This window comes from Lactobacillus sp. PV034 (assembly GCF_014522305.1).
Classification (GTDB): domain Bacteria; phylum Bacillota; class Bacilli; order Lactobacillales; family Lactobacillaceae; genus Lactobacillus.
This window is the reverse complement of record NZ_CP041982.1, coordinates 735,892-750,659: the sequence shown is the minus strand read 5'-3', so window position 1 is coordinate 750,659 and position 14,768 is coordinate 735,892. Positions and strand designations below refer to the sequence as shown.

Annotated in this window: 13 protein-coding genes; 12 read left to right on the top strand and 1 reads right to left on the bottom strand. The window is 34.0% G+C overall.

From position 1 onward, the window contains the following. The first annotated feature begins 11 nt into the window (after positions 1-11). The 5 genes from FP432_RS03810 to FP432_RS03790 all read left to right on the top strand — a co-directional run bounded on the left by FP432_RS03810 (position 12) and on the right by FP432_RS03790 (position 5,931). Positions 12-1,130 (top strand): helix-turn-helix domain-containing protein, encoded by a 1,119-nt coding sequence (locus FP432_RS03810; RefSeq protein WP_265489524.1) that lies wholly within the window; start codon positions 12-14, stop codon positions 1,128-1,130. Continuing rightward, positions 1,130-1,705 (top strand): CDP-diacylglycerol--glycerol-3-phosphate 3-phosphatidyltransferase, encoded by a 576-nt coding sequence (gene pgsA, locus FP432_RS03805; protein WP_265489523.1) that lies wholly within the window; start codon positions 1,130-1,132, stop codon positions 1,703-1,705. The genes FP432_RS03810 and pgsA overlap by 1 nt, the downstream gene beginning before the upstream one ends. Positions 1,706-1,868: 163 nt before the next feature. After that, a complete protein-coding gene (gene recA / locus FP432_RS03800) occupies positions 1,869-2,939 on the top strand; it encodes a recombinase RecA (RefSeq protein ID WP_265489522.1) in 1,071 nt (356 codons plus the stop codon). A 123-nt stretch (positions 2,940-3,062) separates the two neighbouring features. Continuing rightward, entirely contained in the window at positions 3,063-4,694 is a 1,632-nt protein-coding gene (rny, locus tag FP432_RS03795; RefSeq protein WP_265489521.1) for a ribonuclease Y, read from the top strand. 121 nt (positions 4,695-4,815) lie between these two features. Continuing rightward, complete coding sequence (locus FP432_RS03790) at positions 4,816-5,931, top strand: glycosyltransferase family 4 protein (RefSeq protein ID WP_265489520.1); 1,116 nt, start codon at positions 4,816-4,818, stop codon at positions 5,929-5,931. A gap of 29 nt (positions 5,932-5,960) precedes the next feature. Here the strand turns inward: FP432_RS03790 and FP432_RS03785 are convergent, their stop codons facing one another. Then, positions 5,961-6,623: a YigZ family protein gene (locus tag FP432_RS03785; protein ID WP_265489519.1), complete on the bottom strand. Its 663-nt coding sequence runs from the start codon at positions 6,621-6,623 to the stop codon at positions 5,961-5,963. An 82-nt stretch (positions 6,624-6,705) separates the two neighbouring features. Here FP432_RS03785 and FP432_RS03780 point away from each other — a divergent pair, with 82 nt between their 5' ends. The 7 genes from FP432_RS03780 (at position 6,706) to lgt (ending at position 14,750) form a co-directional block, all read left to right on the top strand. Further along, complete coding sequence (locus FP432_RS03780; protein WP_265489602.1) at positions 6,706-7,950, top strand: DEAD/DEAH box helicase; 1,245 nt, start codon at positions 6,706-6,708, stop codon at positions 7,948-7,950. Further along, positions 7,947-8,630: a ComF family protein gene (locus tag FP432_RS03775; protein WP_265489518.1), complete on the top strand. Its 684-nt coding sequence runs from the start codon at positions 7,947-7,949 to the stop codon at positions 8,628-8,630. The genes FP432_RS03780 and FP432_RS03775 overlap by 4 nt, the downstream gene beginning before the upstream one ends. A gap of 71 nt (positions 8,631-8,701) precedes the next feature. Further along, entirely contained in the window at positions 8,702-9,244 is a 543-nt protein-coding gene (gene hpf, locus FP432_RS03770) for a ribosome hibernation-promoting factor, HPF/YfiA family (RefSeq protein ID WP_265489517.1), read from the top strand. 133 nt (positions 9,245-9,377) lie between these two features. Next, the gene (gene secA / locus FP432_RS03765; RefSeq protein ID WP_265489516.1) at positions 9,378-11,777 is read left to right on the top strand and encodes a preprotein translocase subunit SecA; all 2,400 of its coding nucleotides are present in this window, start codon (positions 9,378-9,380) and stop codon (positions 11,775-11,777) included. Between the two features lie 42 nt (positions 11,778-11,819). Then, a protein-coding gene (gene prfB / locus FP432_RS03760) for a peptide chain release factor 2 (RefSeq protein ID WP_265489515.1) occupies positions 11,820-12,936 on the top strand; the annotation gives its coding sequence in 2 pieces (ribosomal slippage) (positions 11,820-11,891 and positions 11,893-12,936; 1,116 coding nt in all). 33 nt (positions 12,937-12,969) lie between these two features. After that, positions 12,970-13,923, top strand: coding sequence for an HPr(Ser) kinase/phosphatase (gene hprK, locus FP432_RS03755; RefSeq protein ID WP_265489514.1), 954 nt, complete (start codon positions 12,970-12,972; stop codon positions 13,921-13,923). Beyond that, the gene (lgt, locus tag FP432_RS03750; protein ID WP_265489513.1) at positions 13,923-14,750 is read left to right on the top strand and encodes a prolipoprotein diacylglyceryl transferase; all 828 of its coding nucleotides are present in this window, start codon (positions 13,923-13,925) and stop codon (positions 14,748-14,750) included. The genes hprK and lgt overlap by 1 nt, the downstream gene beginning before the upstream one ends. Positions 14,751-14,768: the final 18 nt, after the last annotated feature.

Here is a 14,768-nt window from a genome sequence, read left to right as displayed (position 1 = left end):
GAGAGGTTATTATGTCTGATATTGGTGATAAACTTCGTAAAGCAAGAGAAGAAAAGGGAATGTCGCTTAAAGATATTGAAAAAATTACTAAGATTCAATATCGTTATCTTGAAGCCTTAGAAAATAATGATTTTGATCAACTTCCTGGTGATTTTTATGCACGTGCATTTATTAAACAATATGCTCAAGTAGTCGGTTTAAACGGAAATGAATTATTAAATGATTTACACGCCGATGTACCTGAATCAAAACCAGAAGAATATGTAGAAAATTCTATTGATAATAAGCGTGAAGAAGTACGCCGTACAACCAATAATAAAAAGGGCTTATGGCGTGCTTATCTTCCAAAAGCAGCTGCAATTATTGGAATTTTCTTAGTGATTTTTGTAGTTTATTTGCTTTATAGCCATTTCTTCACTGGTACTGCAAATCAACAATCTGCAAATCAAGCAAATAATGTCACGGTTTCTTCATCTTCAGAGTCACCCAAGAAGTCGAAGAAGACACCTAAAAAGAGTACCTCAACTTCAAAGATTAGACTTGAAAGTTTAGGTAATAATACTTATCGAGTACGAGACTGGAGTAAAGCACGTAATCGTGATCTAAAACTTGCTACTGGCGCTACATCAACATATGCACAAGTTATGGTTAATGGTAGTGTAGTTTGGCAAGGTACTCTTCGTAGTAATGATTCCCATACTATTCGCTTAGCTAAAGATGTACAAAATGTATCGGTTCTCTTTAGTAATACTCAATCTACCAAATTGACTTTAGATGGTAAGAGAGTTAAAGCTCAGGATGAGACTAATCCAGCTGCTTCGATGACAATTAACTTTATTTTTAGAACTGCTGATACTAGTCAAAATTCTGCAAATACTCAAACTAATAGTAGCTATAATCAATATAGTAGTTCTAATAATACTACTAGTAATTCTAATGTGAGCCAAAATAGTCAAACTACTCAAAGTAGTAGTAATCAAAATAGTGCATCAACTAGAGAATCACAAACAAGACAGCCAGTTCAATCACAACAAACACAACCATCAAGCTCAACTACAGAACAAGCAAGTCAAAGTAATCAAAGTAGTGGACAAACGCAAACTAATGCTGGAGGCAAAACGAACCAATAATGAATTTACCAAATAAATTAACTGTATTTAGAATTATATTAATTCCTGTTTTTATGCTAATTATTATTTTTGGTGGTCATGCAGGAATAGATGTTGGGCAATGGCACTTAACTTGGAGTTGGGTAATTGCTGCTGTTGTCTTTGCCTTAGCCTCATTTACAGATTGGCTAGATGGCCATATAGCACGTGCAAGAAATTTGGTTACAAATTTCGGTAAATTTGCTGATCCTATTGCAGACAAAATGCTTACTATGACAGCATTTGTATTTTTAGTATATTTGTATTCTAATTCAAGTTGGCAAGCTCCAGCCTGGGTAATTGCTATTATAGTTTGTCGGGAATTAGCAGTTAGTGGTTTACGCGAGATAGTAGTGGAAAATAATGGTGAAGTTATAGCAGCTAAAATGCCAGGAAAAATTAAGACTACCTGTCAAATGCTAGCAATTATTTTTTTACTCGTTGGAAACTTTTTCTATATTGGAACAATTTTACTATACATTGCACTAATTTTTACTATTTATTCAGGATGGGATTATTTCCATAGTTCTTGGGATATTTTTAAGGGTTCAATGTAATTTAAAAAGAAGTCGAATTTTCGACTTCTTTTTTGGTTGGAATAAGAAAATTTAGCGTAATAAAAGTTAGAGAAAATAAACACGAAACATTTGTTCGCTTTTTATCTTGATTTTTATCATGAAAACCAAGTATAATTAGAGAAGTAAATTAAGGAGGACTAAATTGGCTAAAGATGAAAAACAAGCGGCTTTAGATGCTGCACTTAAAAAAATTGAAAAGAATTTTGGTAAGGGCGCAGTTATGCGAATGGGTGCAAAAGCTGATACGCAAATTTCTACTGTACCAAGTGGCTCTTTAGCGCTTGATGCTGCACTCGGGGTAGGAGGTTATCCTCGCGGCAGAATTGTTGAAATTTATGGGCCTGAAAGTTCTGGTAAGACTACTGTGGCTTTACATGCAGTTGCTGAAGTACAAAAACGTGGAGGAACTGCAGCATATATTGATGCAGAAAATGCGATGGATCCAGCTTATGCAGAAGCACTAGGAGTTGATATTGATTCTTTAATTCTTTCACAACCTAACACAGGAGAAGAAGGATTAGAAATTGCTGATACTTTGATATCAAGTGGTGCAATTGATATTGTAGTTGTGGATTCAGTTGCTGCATTGGTTCCTCGAGCAGAAATTGAAGGAGATATGGGGGATTCTCATGTCGGATTACAGGCTCGTCTAATGAGTCAAGCTTTAAGAAAATTATCTGGTACAATCTCTAAAACAAAAACTATTGCACTATTTATTAACCAAATACGTGAAAAAGTTGGTGTAATGTTTGGAAATCCAGAAACCACTCCAGGTGGACGGGCTTTGAAATTTTACTCTACTATTCGTCTTGAAGTTAGAAGAGCAGAGCAAATTAAACAAGGAACGGATGTAATTGGTAACCGCGTTAAACTAAAAGTTGTAAAAAATAAAGTTGCACCTCCATTTAAAGTCGCAGAAGTTGATATTATGTATGGACATGGAGTATCACAAACTGGTGAGCTAATTGATATGGCGGCTGATAAGGATATTATTAATAAAGCTGGATCATGGTATTCGTATGGAGATGATCGTATTGGTCAAGGTAGAGAAAATGCTAAGCAGTATCTTGCAGATCATCCAGATGTATATGATGAAGTAATGAAAAAGGTCAGAGCAGCTTATGGTATGGATGAAGATTCGGTTGATCAAGATAGTAAAGCTGCTGATGAAAAGGATAAGGCGAGTAAAGCCGAAAAAGATAAAACAGAATAGTCAAATTAATTTAGATCTTGGAATTTAATCTAGGATCTATTTTTGTTTAATTGACTTTATTTGCTTTGACTCTTATTATTATTATTGTGTGAATAATTCTAATTAAAAAAGGCGATAGTAAATATGATAAATATAATTTTAACATCCTGTGCTGTCGCTATTGTTTCAATTCTGATCGGTGGTTTTATTGGCTATTCTATTCGTAAGAATAAATGGGAAAAAGCTGTAAAAAATGCACAAAAAGATGCAGATCATATAATTGCAGCTGCTCAAGCTAAAGTAGAAGCTGCACAAAAAGAAGTGACGCGCCAAGAACAAATGGCGTCATCATTGAAAAAAAATGCAGAAGACACTAAAAAAGAAAAAATTTTGGAAGCTCAAGAACAAATTCATAAATATCGAGAACGAATCGATACCGAATTGAATGAGCGAAGACAAGAAATTTCTAAGCAAGAAAACCGCTTATTGCAACGTGAAGATGCAATTGATCGTAAAGACAATTTATTAGATCAAAAAGATGCTAAACTCACACAAAAAGAACAACAAGTTAAGCAATTGCAAGTAAAGGTTTCTGAAAGGGAACAGCAAGCCGAAGACTTAATAGCACAACGACAAGAAAAGTTATATGAGGTAGGAAAGCTAAGTCAGGCTGAAGCAAAAAAAATTATCCTTGATAACTTATCTGATCAATTAATTACAGAAAGAGCAGAATTAATTAAAGAAAGTAATGAAGAGGTTAAAGCAAAGGCTGATCGTTTTGCTCAGAAAGTAATTATCGATGCTATTCAAAGTAGTGCAGCTGATACCGTATCAGAAAAAACTGTTGCTGTTGTAAATTTACCAAATGATGATATGAAGGGACGAATAATTGGGCGAGAGGGTCGCAATATTCGCTCATTTGAGGCCTTAACAGGGGTTGATCTTATCATTGATGATACACCAGATGTTGTTGTGTTAAGTGGTTTTGATCCAATTAGACGTGAAGTTGCAAAAAGAGCATTGGAACGTCTAATTAAAGATGGACGGATTCATCCAGCTCGAATTGAAGAGATGGTTGATAAAGCAAGAAAAGAAGTAAATGATGACATTTATGAAGCAGGAGAAAGTGCCTTAATGGAACTTGGTATTCATAAGATGCATCCTGAACTTGTAAAACTTTTAGGCCGTTTGAAATACAGAACTTCATATGGACAAAATGTTCTTGCCCACTCAATTGAAGTTGGTAAATTAACTGGTGTAATGGCAGCTGAACTTGGATTAGATGAAAAAATAGCCGTACGCGCGGGATTATTACACGATATTGGAAAGTCGATCGATCACGAAATCGAAGGCTCTCATGTTGAGATTGGTGTAGAGCTAGCCCGTAAATATCATGAATCTGATGTTGTTATAAATGCAATTGCAGCCCATCATGATGATGTGCCGAAATTATCATTTATTGCAGAATTGGTTGTAGCAGCTGATACAATTTCTTCTGCTCGTCCAGGAGCAAGAAGTGAATCTCTTGAAAACTATGTTAAACGTTTAGAAGAACTTGAAACCATTGCTAAAGGCCATCAAGGTGTAAGCCAGGCATACGCAATTCAAGCGGGACGTGAAATTCGAGTAATGGTTGAGCCAGATAAAATATCTGATGCTCGAACTATTATTTTGGCAAGAGAAATAAAGAAACAAATTGAAGCTAATATGGAATATCCAGGTAACATTAAAGTTACTGTGATTCGTGAAAAACGGGCTGTAGCGATAGCCAAATAACCTAAAAAGTACTAAGTAAAATAGCTTAGTACTTTTTTTGTGAAGTAATTATCTAGACTTTATTGTGTTTGTTGAACGCTCTTTGTATAATAAAAAAAGATGTTTAAGAAAGTAGCAAATTATGTTTCAAACAATTGTTAAATTATTTTTACTTGTAATTATCTCAGCAGCAATTACACCATTTATACGAAAATTAGCATTTGTCTTAGGTGCTGTGGACAATCCAAATGTTCGTCGTGTTAATAAACGTCCAATGCCTACAATTGGGGGATTGGGTATTTTTATTGCTTTTAATATTGGAACTTTTATTCTTTTGCGTGATAAATTTCCAACTCATGAACTTTTTTCGATATTGCTTGCTGCCAGTATTATTATTTTGACTGGACTTATCGATGATATTAATGAATTAAAACCTAAACAAAAGATGTTTGGTATTCTTTTAGCAGCTTTAGTAATTTATTTTTTAGCAGGAATAAAAATGAATGAAATTTCTTTACCGTGGTTCGGAAGGATCCAACTTGGCTGGTGGAGTTTGCCAATAACAGTATTTTGGATTTTAGCACTGACTAACGCTGTTAATTTAATTGATGGGTTAGATGGCCTGGCTACGGGTGTTTCAATGATCTCACTCATAACTATGGGAATTGTAGGATATTTCTTTTTACATACTTGGCAACATTATGTTCCTTTGATGTGTGTTATGTTGGCATGCTGCTTAGTTGGTTTTTTACCGTATAATTTTCATCCTGCGAAAATATTTTTAGGGGATACAGGGGCACTTTATATCGGTTTTATGATTTCAATTCTCTCAGTTAAAGGATTGAAAAATGTTACGTTTATTTCAATGCTTGTTCCAATAATTATTTTAGGAGTGCCAATTACTGATACTGTTTATGCAATGATACGAAGAAAATTGAATAAAAAACCAATTTCTGCAGCTGATAAGCATCATTTGCACCACCAATTAATGAAAATGGGATTGTCGCATCGACAGACAGTTTTAGCCATTTATGGTATTTCATTAATATTTTCGTTTGTTTCATTAATTTTTATTAGTGCTCCAAGTTGGGGAATATGGCCTTTAATTTTGGGGTTATTATTTGCCCTAGAGCTCTTTGTGGAAACGATTGGATTATTAGGTGAAAAATTTAAACCATTGCTGCATTTTTTACAAAGAAATATTAATAAAATGATGCGAGCTGATCCTGAAGTGAAAGATCATAATAAAAAGAAGTAATAAAAGACCTGAGCATTTGCTCAGGTCTTTTATTGTTCATGAAGATTATTAGTTTTGAGTAACGTTTCATTAAAACGTTTTTCTCCCAAAGTAAAGGTAACATTTCCTGAAAGAAAATCTATTAATTCTGCTTTAAATGGATCAACTTCTTCAAGATCAAGCATAATTGTATAAGTGACGGCAGTTGTATAGTTCTGGTTAATAATAGCAATATTTTTTTGCTTAAGTAAATTATTAACAGAATCTACTTGTGAATAACTAATGGTAAAATTAATTTCTTGCTGCAAACTACATCGTACTACTCCAATTGTTTCTGCAGCTTTTATTATTGAATTTGAATAAGCACGAATTAATCCTCCAGATCCTAATTTTGTTCCTCCAAAGTATCGCGTAACTACAGCAGTTACGTTTTTTAACTTCATCAGCTGCAAGGCCTTTAGTTCAGGTACGCCTGCCGTGCCTGCAGGTTCACCATTATCACTTGCTTTAACCTGGTCATCGTTTATTCCAATTGTGTAGGCATAAGTATTATGAGTGGCATCATGATACTTTTTACTTATTTTCTTTATGAAAGCTTGAGCTTCGTCAATGGTACTGGTTCTTGCCATAGAACAAATAAATTTGCTTTTCTTGATTATTATTTCGTTGCTACCATTTTCCTTAATAGTAAGATAAGAATTTTTAGTGGACAAAATAAAGCCTCCTTTTAGCGTAATAAGGGATGAGGTGAAAAAGTTGAAAGACTATGAAAAATTATATGGACGACAATGGGTGATGGATAACTATAATGATACAATACCGCAACAAACTACTAAAGTTAAGGCAATCCAGAATGGTGTTTGCCAGCGGTGCCACCAAGTTGCATCAGGAATTTTACCTGATAAATGCGTTTATTGTCGTCAATGCATTGGTTTAGGACGGATTGATAGTACTGATAACCTAATTCGTTTTAAAGAGATTAATAAGAGAGTTTATCCGCTTAGTAAAAATTCTTATTTAACGTGGCATGGAAAGTTAACTGATCAACAGGAGAAAGTATCGGAAAAATTGCAGTTATCATTAAGAAATAAGCGTGACCATTTAGTTCATGCCGTAACTGGAGCAGGAAAAACTGAAATGCTATTTAAAGTAATTAACGCTGCATTAATTCAGGGATTAAGGGTGGGATTAGCAACACCAAGAATTGATGTGGTAAACGAGCTCTATCCACGACTTTGCGAAGCTTTTAAAACAGTATCAATTGGAAAATATCATGGTAAAGAATTTTGCGAACCCCAAAATGAGCAATTTATCATTTGTACTACACACCAATTATTAAAATTTTATCGGAGCTTTGATCTTTTAATTATAGATGAAGTAGATTCATTTCCTTATGTAAATAATCCAATGCTTTTGGCAGGAGCAAGATTTTCAGTAAAAAAGAATGGTGTTCAATTTTATTTGACTGCTACTCCTGATCCCGAATTATTAGAAAAAGTGCGGAATAGGAAGATTGATTATTCACGTTTGAATAGGAGATTTCATGGGGGATTATTGCCAGTACCAGAAAATCAATTTTATCTTAGACCTTTTATCAAAAATAAAAAAATTAATTATAAATTATTGAATACTATTAACCACTTATTGCTTCTGCATAAACCAATCTTGATTTTTATTCCAAGAATTTCTGAATTAGAAGATTACAAAAATACTTTGGCGAAAGCTTGTACAAAATTACGAATTGCTACTGTCTATGCTGGAGATAAGGAGAGACAAGAAAAAGTACAACAATTTAGAGATAGTAAGATTGATATTTTATTAACTACTACCATCTTAGAGCGGGGAGTAACTTTTCCGCATGTTCAAGTAATAGTCGTGGCTGCGGATGATAAAATTTATACTACTCCAAGTTTAGTGCAGATCGCTGGTAGAGTTGGTCGGAGTATGGATGATAAATCCGGAAAAGTTATTTTTTGTTATCATCGCTATACCAAAAATATTAGGCAAGCGAATCGCCAGATAAGAGAGATGAACCAATGAACGAATGCTTAATGTGTTTTACCAGATTTGCTGCTCAGCTTAATTATCGGGAATTGTTTTTATTTAGGAAAAATACACCCCAATATATTTGTTCAAATTGCAAAAACAAGTTTCATAAACTAACAAAAGATGGATGTCAGAATTGTTCCAAGTCTTTAATTAAAGCGGAAAAAATATGTAAGGACTGTCACTATTGGCAAAAATGCTATCAGGGAAAAATAATTAAAAATATTTCGTTATATCGTTATAACGCTGCTTTCCATGACTTAATGGTGCAATACAAGCGTTATGGTGATTATGAAATGCGACGAGTTTTACAAGCTTTAATATATAAAATACCGAAGGCTGATTTATATGTACCATTACCATCTTCTCCGTCACACTTAAAAATACGTGGTTATGATACGATTACAAGCATTTATTGTGAGCTGGTGGAATTGACTAATTTATTGGAAAAAAGCGATCATGAGGCTCCTCAAGGAGAAAAGAATAAGCGGGAAAGATTAGAGACTAAACAAACCTTTAGTGTTAAAGAAGATTATTTTTTTAAAAGAAAACCACAAAAGATTCTGTTACTAGATGATATTTATACTACGGGAAGAACAATTTATCATGCTAGAGATGCAATTTTAAAAGCTTTTCCGTCTTGTGATATTCAAAGTTTTACAATAGCACGTTAATTTTGTTATCGCTTACATTATTTGGTATAATAAAAATAAAGAAAGAGCAAAATTATGTAAAGGAGAGTACTATGATTAAATATAATGTACGTGGTGAAAACATTGAAATTACAGATGCATTAAGAGACTATGTTGAAAAACGTCTTGAGAAACTTGAAAAATATTTTGAAACTAATACCGATGTAATTGCACATGTAAATATGCGTGTTTATCCTGATCACTCAGCTAAAGTTGAAGTAACAATTCCTTTACCATATTTGGTTTTGCGTGCTGAAGATGTTACAGATGATATGTATAAGAGTATAGATTTTGTATCAGAAAAGTTAGAACGTCAAATTAGAAAATATAAGACTAGGATTAATCGTAAGAGTAGAGCTAAGGGAATCAAAGATTTCTTTAACGAAAGTGTTGAGGAAGAGCAAGCTCCGGAAAAATTTAATATTGTTCGTAACAAGAGATTAAATTTAAAACCAATGGATCCGGAAGAGGCAATCCTACAAATGGATATGCTAGGCCATGATTTCTTTGTTTTCCAAGATGCAGATACCAATGGTACGAGTATTGTTTATAAACGTAATGATGGACGTTATGGTTTGATAGAAACAAATGAATAAATAAAAAATGTTCTCATTTACAGGATGGGAACATTTTTTTATTAGCCCATTTTATTTTTGCTTGAAAAATGTTAAAATTGCATGGTATATCTATTTAGATTTGTGCACAATTTTTAATTTAAGGATCGATTTAATGGCTAATATTTTAAGAAAACTTTATGACACTGATAAGAGAGAATTAAAAAGATTTGAAAAATTAGCAGACAAGGTTGAATCCTATGCTGATGAATATGAAAAGTTAAGTGATGATGAACTAAAGGCAAAGACCCCTGAATTTCGTAAAAGATTGGAAAATGGGGAAACTTTGGATGATATTTTACCTGAAGCTTTTGCCACAGCTCGTGAAGGAGCAAGAAGAGTTTTAGGCTTATACCCTTATCGCGTACAAATTATTGGTGGGATTTCACTTCATTTTGGTAATATCTCTGAGATGATGACTGGTGAAGGAAAGACTTTGACAGCTACTATGCCAGTATATCTTAATGCTTTAACTGGCAAAGGTGTTCATGTTGTTACTGTGAACGAATATCTTTCATCGCGTGATGAAAGTGAAATGGGCCAACTTTATAAGTGGTTAGGATTAACAGTTGGATTAAACTTGAATTCAATGTCACCTGATGAAAAGCGCGAAGCATATAATTGCGATGTAACTTATTCAACTAACTCTGAATTAGGTTTTGATTACCTGAGAGATAACATGGTTGTCTATAAAGAACAAATGGTTCAACGTCCTTTAAATTATGCAATTATTGATGAGGTCGATTCGATTTTAATTGATGAAGCCAGAACTCCACTGATTATTTCAGGTCAAGCTACTCAATCTAATGGTGATTATATTCGTGCAGATCGCTTTGTTAAAACTTTGGTAGAAGATAAGAGCGATGATGACGTAGATGACGATGAAGATCATGGCGATTACAAGATTGATTGGCCTACAAAAACAATTAATCTAACTAATCAAGGTATTGAAAAGGCATGTAAGCATTTTGGTTTGAAGAACCTTTATGATATTGATAATCAGGTTCTTGTTCACCATATCGATCAGGCCCTTCGTGCTAACTACATTATGTTAAAAGATATTGACTATGTGGTTAATGATGGTGAAGTAATGATCGTTGATTCCTTTACTGGACGTGTAATGGAAGGTAGACGTTATTCTGATGGGTTACACCAAGCAATTGAGGCTAAAGAAGGTGTTCAAATCCAAGAGGAATCAAAGACTCAAGCTACGATTACTTACCAGAACTTCTTTAGAATGTATAAGAAACTTTCAGGGATGACTGGTACAGGTAAAACAGAAGAAGAAGAATTCCGTGAAATTTATAATATGCAGGTTATTACAATTCCAACCAATAAGCCTAAGGCAAGAATTGATATGCCTGACCGCTTGTATCCTAACCTAGATTCTAAGTTTCATGCAGTGGTTGAAGAAATTAAAGAGCGTCATGCTAAAGGTCAACCTGTTTTAGTTGGTACTGTAGCTATTGAAAGCTCTGAACGGTTAAGTAATCTTCTTAATCAAGCTGGAATACCTCACGCAGTTCTTAATGCAAAAAATCACGCTAAAGAAGCCGAGATTATCATGAATGCTGGGCAAAAGGGTGCCGTTACTATTGCAACTAACATGGCTGGTCGTGGTACTGATATTAAATTAGGACCTGGTGTAAAGGAACTTGGTGGACTTGCAGTTATCGGAACTGAACGTCATGAATCACGTCGTATTGATAATCAATTACGTGGACGTTCAGGTCGTCAAGGAGATCCTGGAGTAACTCGTTTTTATCTTTCTTTAGAGGATGATTTAATGAAACGTTTTGGTTCAGAACGTATTAAAGCATTCTTAGACCGAATCTCAGATAATGATGAAGATAAAGTAATTGAAAGTAAAATGATTACTAATCAAGTAGAGTCTGCCCAGAAACGTGTTGAAGGTAATAATTACGATACTCGTAAGCAAACTTTGCAATATGATGATGTTATGAGAACGCAGCGTGAAATTATTTATGGCGAAAGAATGCAGGTAATTAATGAGGAAAAATCTTTGCGTCATATCTTGATGCCAATGATTAAACGCACTATTTCACATCAAGTTGATCTTTATACTCAAGGTGAAAAGAAGGACTGGCGTAATGATCAATTAAGAGACTTTATTTCGTCTAGTCTTACTGATGAAGAAACTACTAAGAATATTGATTTGGCAAAGCTAAGTGCTGATGAATTAAAAGAAAAACTTTATCAGTTAGCAGAAGAAAATTATAAAGAAAAGCAAGAACAGCTTGCTGATCCAAGTCAAATGTTAGAGTTTGAAAAAGTTGTAATATTGCGTGTGGTTGATGATCGTTGGACAGATCATATTGATGCAATGGATCAATTGCGTCAATCAATTTCTTTGCGTGGTTATGGTCAATTGAATCCTTTAGTGGAATATCAAGAAGCCGGATATCGCATGTTTGAAGAAATGGTTGGTAACATTGAATATGATGCCACCCGTTTATTTATGAAAGCACAGATCAGACAAAATTTGAGTCGTTAATATAAGGGAGGTGAAAGACCTCCTTTTCTTATAGGTGAATTTATGGAAATTAGTGAAATACAAAACAATTTAAATGAACTGGAAGTCAAATTAAATCACTTTAGGAGGTCTCTTTGACTTTGATTCCTTGAATGAGAGTATTGCTATTAATGAGCAAAAAATGACAGAACCAAATTTCTGGGATAATCAAGAAAAAGCTCAAAAATTAATTAATGAAACTAATGTAATAAAAGAAAAAAGTAATAAATTTAAGGAATTAGAACAAAGTTTTGAGGACACTAAAGTTGCCTTAGATTTATTAAGGGAAATGCCAGATGATTCTCTCGAAAAAGAGATAAGTACTGATTTACAGAAGTTAAATTCTGCTTTTCATAATTATGAGTTGAATTTGTTACTATCTGGCAAATATGATCAACATAATGCTCTTGTTGAAATTCATCCAGGAGCGGGTGGAACTGAAGCAATGGATTGGGCAGATATGCTCTTACGAATGTACAAGCGCTATAGTGAAAGTCATCATTTAAAATTTGAAATAGAGAATTATGAAGCTGGAGATGAAGCCGGTGTTAAGAGTGTCAGCATTCGAATCGAGGGTATAAATGCTTTTGGTTTGCTAAAATCAGAAAATGGGGTACATCGCTTAGTACGTATTTCTCCTTTCGATTCTGCTAAAAGAAGGCATACTTCTTTCGCTTCAGTAGAAGTCATACCTGAAATTGATCAAAGTATCAAAATTGATATTAATCCAGATGATTTGAGAATTGACGTTTTTAGGTCTAGTGGAGCTGGGGGACAGCATATTAATAAAACTTCAAGTGCTGTGCGAATAACTCACTTACCTACTGGCATTGTAACTTCATCTCAAGCACAACGATCTCAAATTCAGAATCGTGAAACTGCAATGAATATGTTGCGTGCTAAGTTATTCCAATTAGAAGAAGAAAAGAAACGAAAGCAAACTGAAGCCTTAAAAGGTGATCAACAAAATATTAATTTTGGATCACAAATTCGCTCTTATGTTTTTCATCCCTACAACATGGTTAAAGATCACAGAACGAACTATGAGACTAGTGATGTAAATGGAGTAATGGATGGTAAAATTGATGACTTTATTTATGCATTTTTACAATGGCAACTAAGTCAGCAGAACCCAAATTAAAGAATAGTATTTTAAATATTGAGAGGCATAGCCATGGTTGAACCGGTTACAGTATATGAATTAGTTAAGGCTAACTCAACTTTAAAAGTTATTGAAGGTGAGAATTTTTTAAAACAAAAAGTTATTTCTGTATCAGATATTTCTCGTCCGGGTTTAGAATTAACTGGTTATTTTGATTTTTATCCAAAAGAAAGAATTCAACTTTTGGGAAGAACTGAGATTTCTTATAGTAAGAATTTAAGTCACGAAGATAGAGAAAAAGTTTTTGAAAGAATGGCAACTCCTGAAACTCCGTGTTTTGTTATCTCAAGAGATTTGCCTGTTCCAGAAGAACTAATTAGTGCATGTAATGCAGCTAAAATTCCGGTTCTTCAAAGTAAGTTAGCAACAACCAGATTGTCTAGCTTACTTACAGATTATCTTGATGAAAAACTTGCCCCACGTAAAAGTATGCATGGTGTTTTAGTGGAAATATATGGAATGGGGGTCATGATTATCGGTAATTCTGGAGTAGGAAAATCAGAAACTGCTTTGGACTTAATTAAGCGTGGACATCGATTAATTGCTGATGATCGAGTAGATGTTTTCCAGAAGGATGAAAAAACAGTAGTTGGTGAAGCTCCTAAAATATTGAAGCATTTGATGGAGATTCGTGGGATTGGAATAATTGATGTTATGAACTTGTTTGGTGCAGGTTCGGTAAGAGATAATAGTGAGATCCAACTGATAATTAAGTTAGAAAATTGGAATCCAGAATCAAACTATGAGCGCTTAGGATTAAACGAAGACAAAAAAGAACTGGTAGGAGTTTCCATACCACAAATTACTATTCCGGTGAAAGTTGGGCGGAATCTTGCCATAATCATCGAAGTAGCAGCCATGAACTTTCGTGCTAAAAGAATGGGTTATGATGCTAGCAAAAAATTTAAACAAAATTTGGCAGAATTAATTTCAGATAATTCTAAGGAAGCAAAGGATAAGAAGTAATGACTTTATTATTGAGCCCGATTGCCTTTAATATTGGCCCAGTTACCGTTAAGTGGTACGGTATAATTATGGCTACAGCGGTCTTAGTAGCCACCTTAATTGCTATTCAAGAAGGAAAAAGACGAAATATTGCACCAGATGATTTTATTGATTTGTTACTCTGGGCGGTGCCGATTGGCTTTGTCTGTGCGCGAATATACTACGTTGTATTTGAATGGGGATATTTTTCACAACATCCAAGTGAAATTATTGCCATTTGGAATGGCGGAATTGCTGTCTATGGAGGATTATTAGGGGGCTTAATTGTCCTAATTATTTTTTGTAAAAAAAGAAATTTATCAGTTTGGTTAATGCTTGATATTATTGCTCCCGGAGTAATGGCAGCTCAAATAATTGGACGGTGGGGCAATTTTATGAATCAAGAAGCACATGGTAGTCCGACAACATTGGCGTATCTACAGAGTTTGCACCTTCCCAATTTTATTATTCAACAAATGAGAATTAACGGTGTATATTATCAACCAACATTTTTGTATGAATCCTTTTTTAATTTGATTGGTTTGATTCTTATTTTGTGCTTAAGGCATAAAAAACATTTATTTAAACAAGGAGAAATATTCTTATCCTATGTAATATGGTATTCAATTGTGAGATTTTTTGTTGAAGGAATGCGAACAGATAGCTTATATATTTGGAATACAATTAGAGTTTCACAAGCCTTAAGTGTAGTATTATTTGTGGCGGCAATTATTATTTGGATTTATCGTCGAAAGATTGTAAAACCTAAATGGTATTTAGCTGCAAGCGGATTAAAATATCCTAATTAATGAGATAAATAAAAGATA

Excerpts from the sequence above, each read along its gene's own strand:
- FP432_RS03810 (WP_265489524.1), top strand. The coding sequence starts at position 12 with ATGTCTGATATTGGTGATAAACTTCGTAAAGCAAGAGAAGAAAAGGGA.
- pgsA (WP_265489523.1), top strand. The coding sequence starts at position 1,130 with ATGAATTTACCAAATAAATTAACTGTATTTAGAATTATATTAATTCCT.
- rny (WP_265489521.1), top strand. The coding sequence starts at position 3,063 with ATGATAAATATAATTTTAACATCCTGTGCTGTCGCTATTGTTTCAATT.
- FP432_RS03790 (WP_265489520.1), top strand. The coding sequence starts at position 4,816 with ATGTTTCAAACAATTGTTAAATTATTTTTACTTGTAATTATCTCAGCA.
- FP432_RS03780 (WP_265489602.1), top strand. The coding sequence starts at position 6,706 with ATGGATAACTATAATGATACAATACCGCAACAAACTACTAAAGTTAAG.
- FP432_RS03775 (WP_265489518.1), top strand. The coding sequence starts at position 7,947 with ATGAACGAATGCTTAATGTGTTTTACCAGATTTGCTGCTCAGCTTAAT.
- hpf (WP_265489517.1), top strand. The coding sequence starts at position 8,702 with ATGATTAAATATAATGTACGTGGTGAAAACATTGAAATTACAGATGCA.
- secA (WP_265489516.1), top strand. The coding sequence starts at position 9,378 with ATGGCTAATATTTTAAGAAAACTTTATGACACTGATAAGAGAGAATTA.
- hprK (WP_265489514.1), top strand. The coding sequence starts at position 12,970 with ATGGTTGAACCGGTTACAGTATATGAATTAGTTAAGGCTAACTCAACT.
- lgt (WP_265489513.1), top strand. The coding sequence starts at position 13,923 with ATGACTTTATTATTGAGCCCGATTGCCTTTAATATTGGCCCAGTTACC.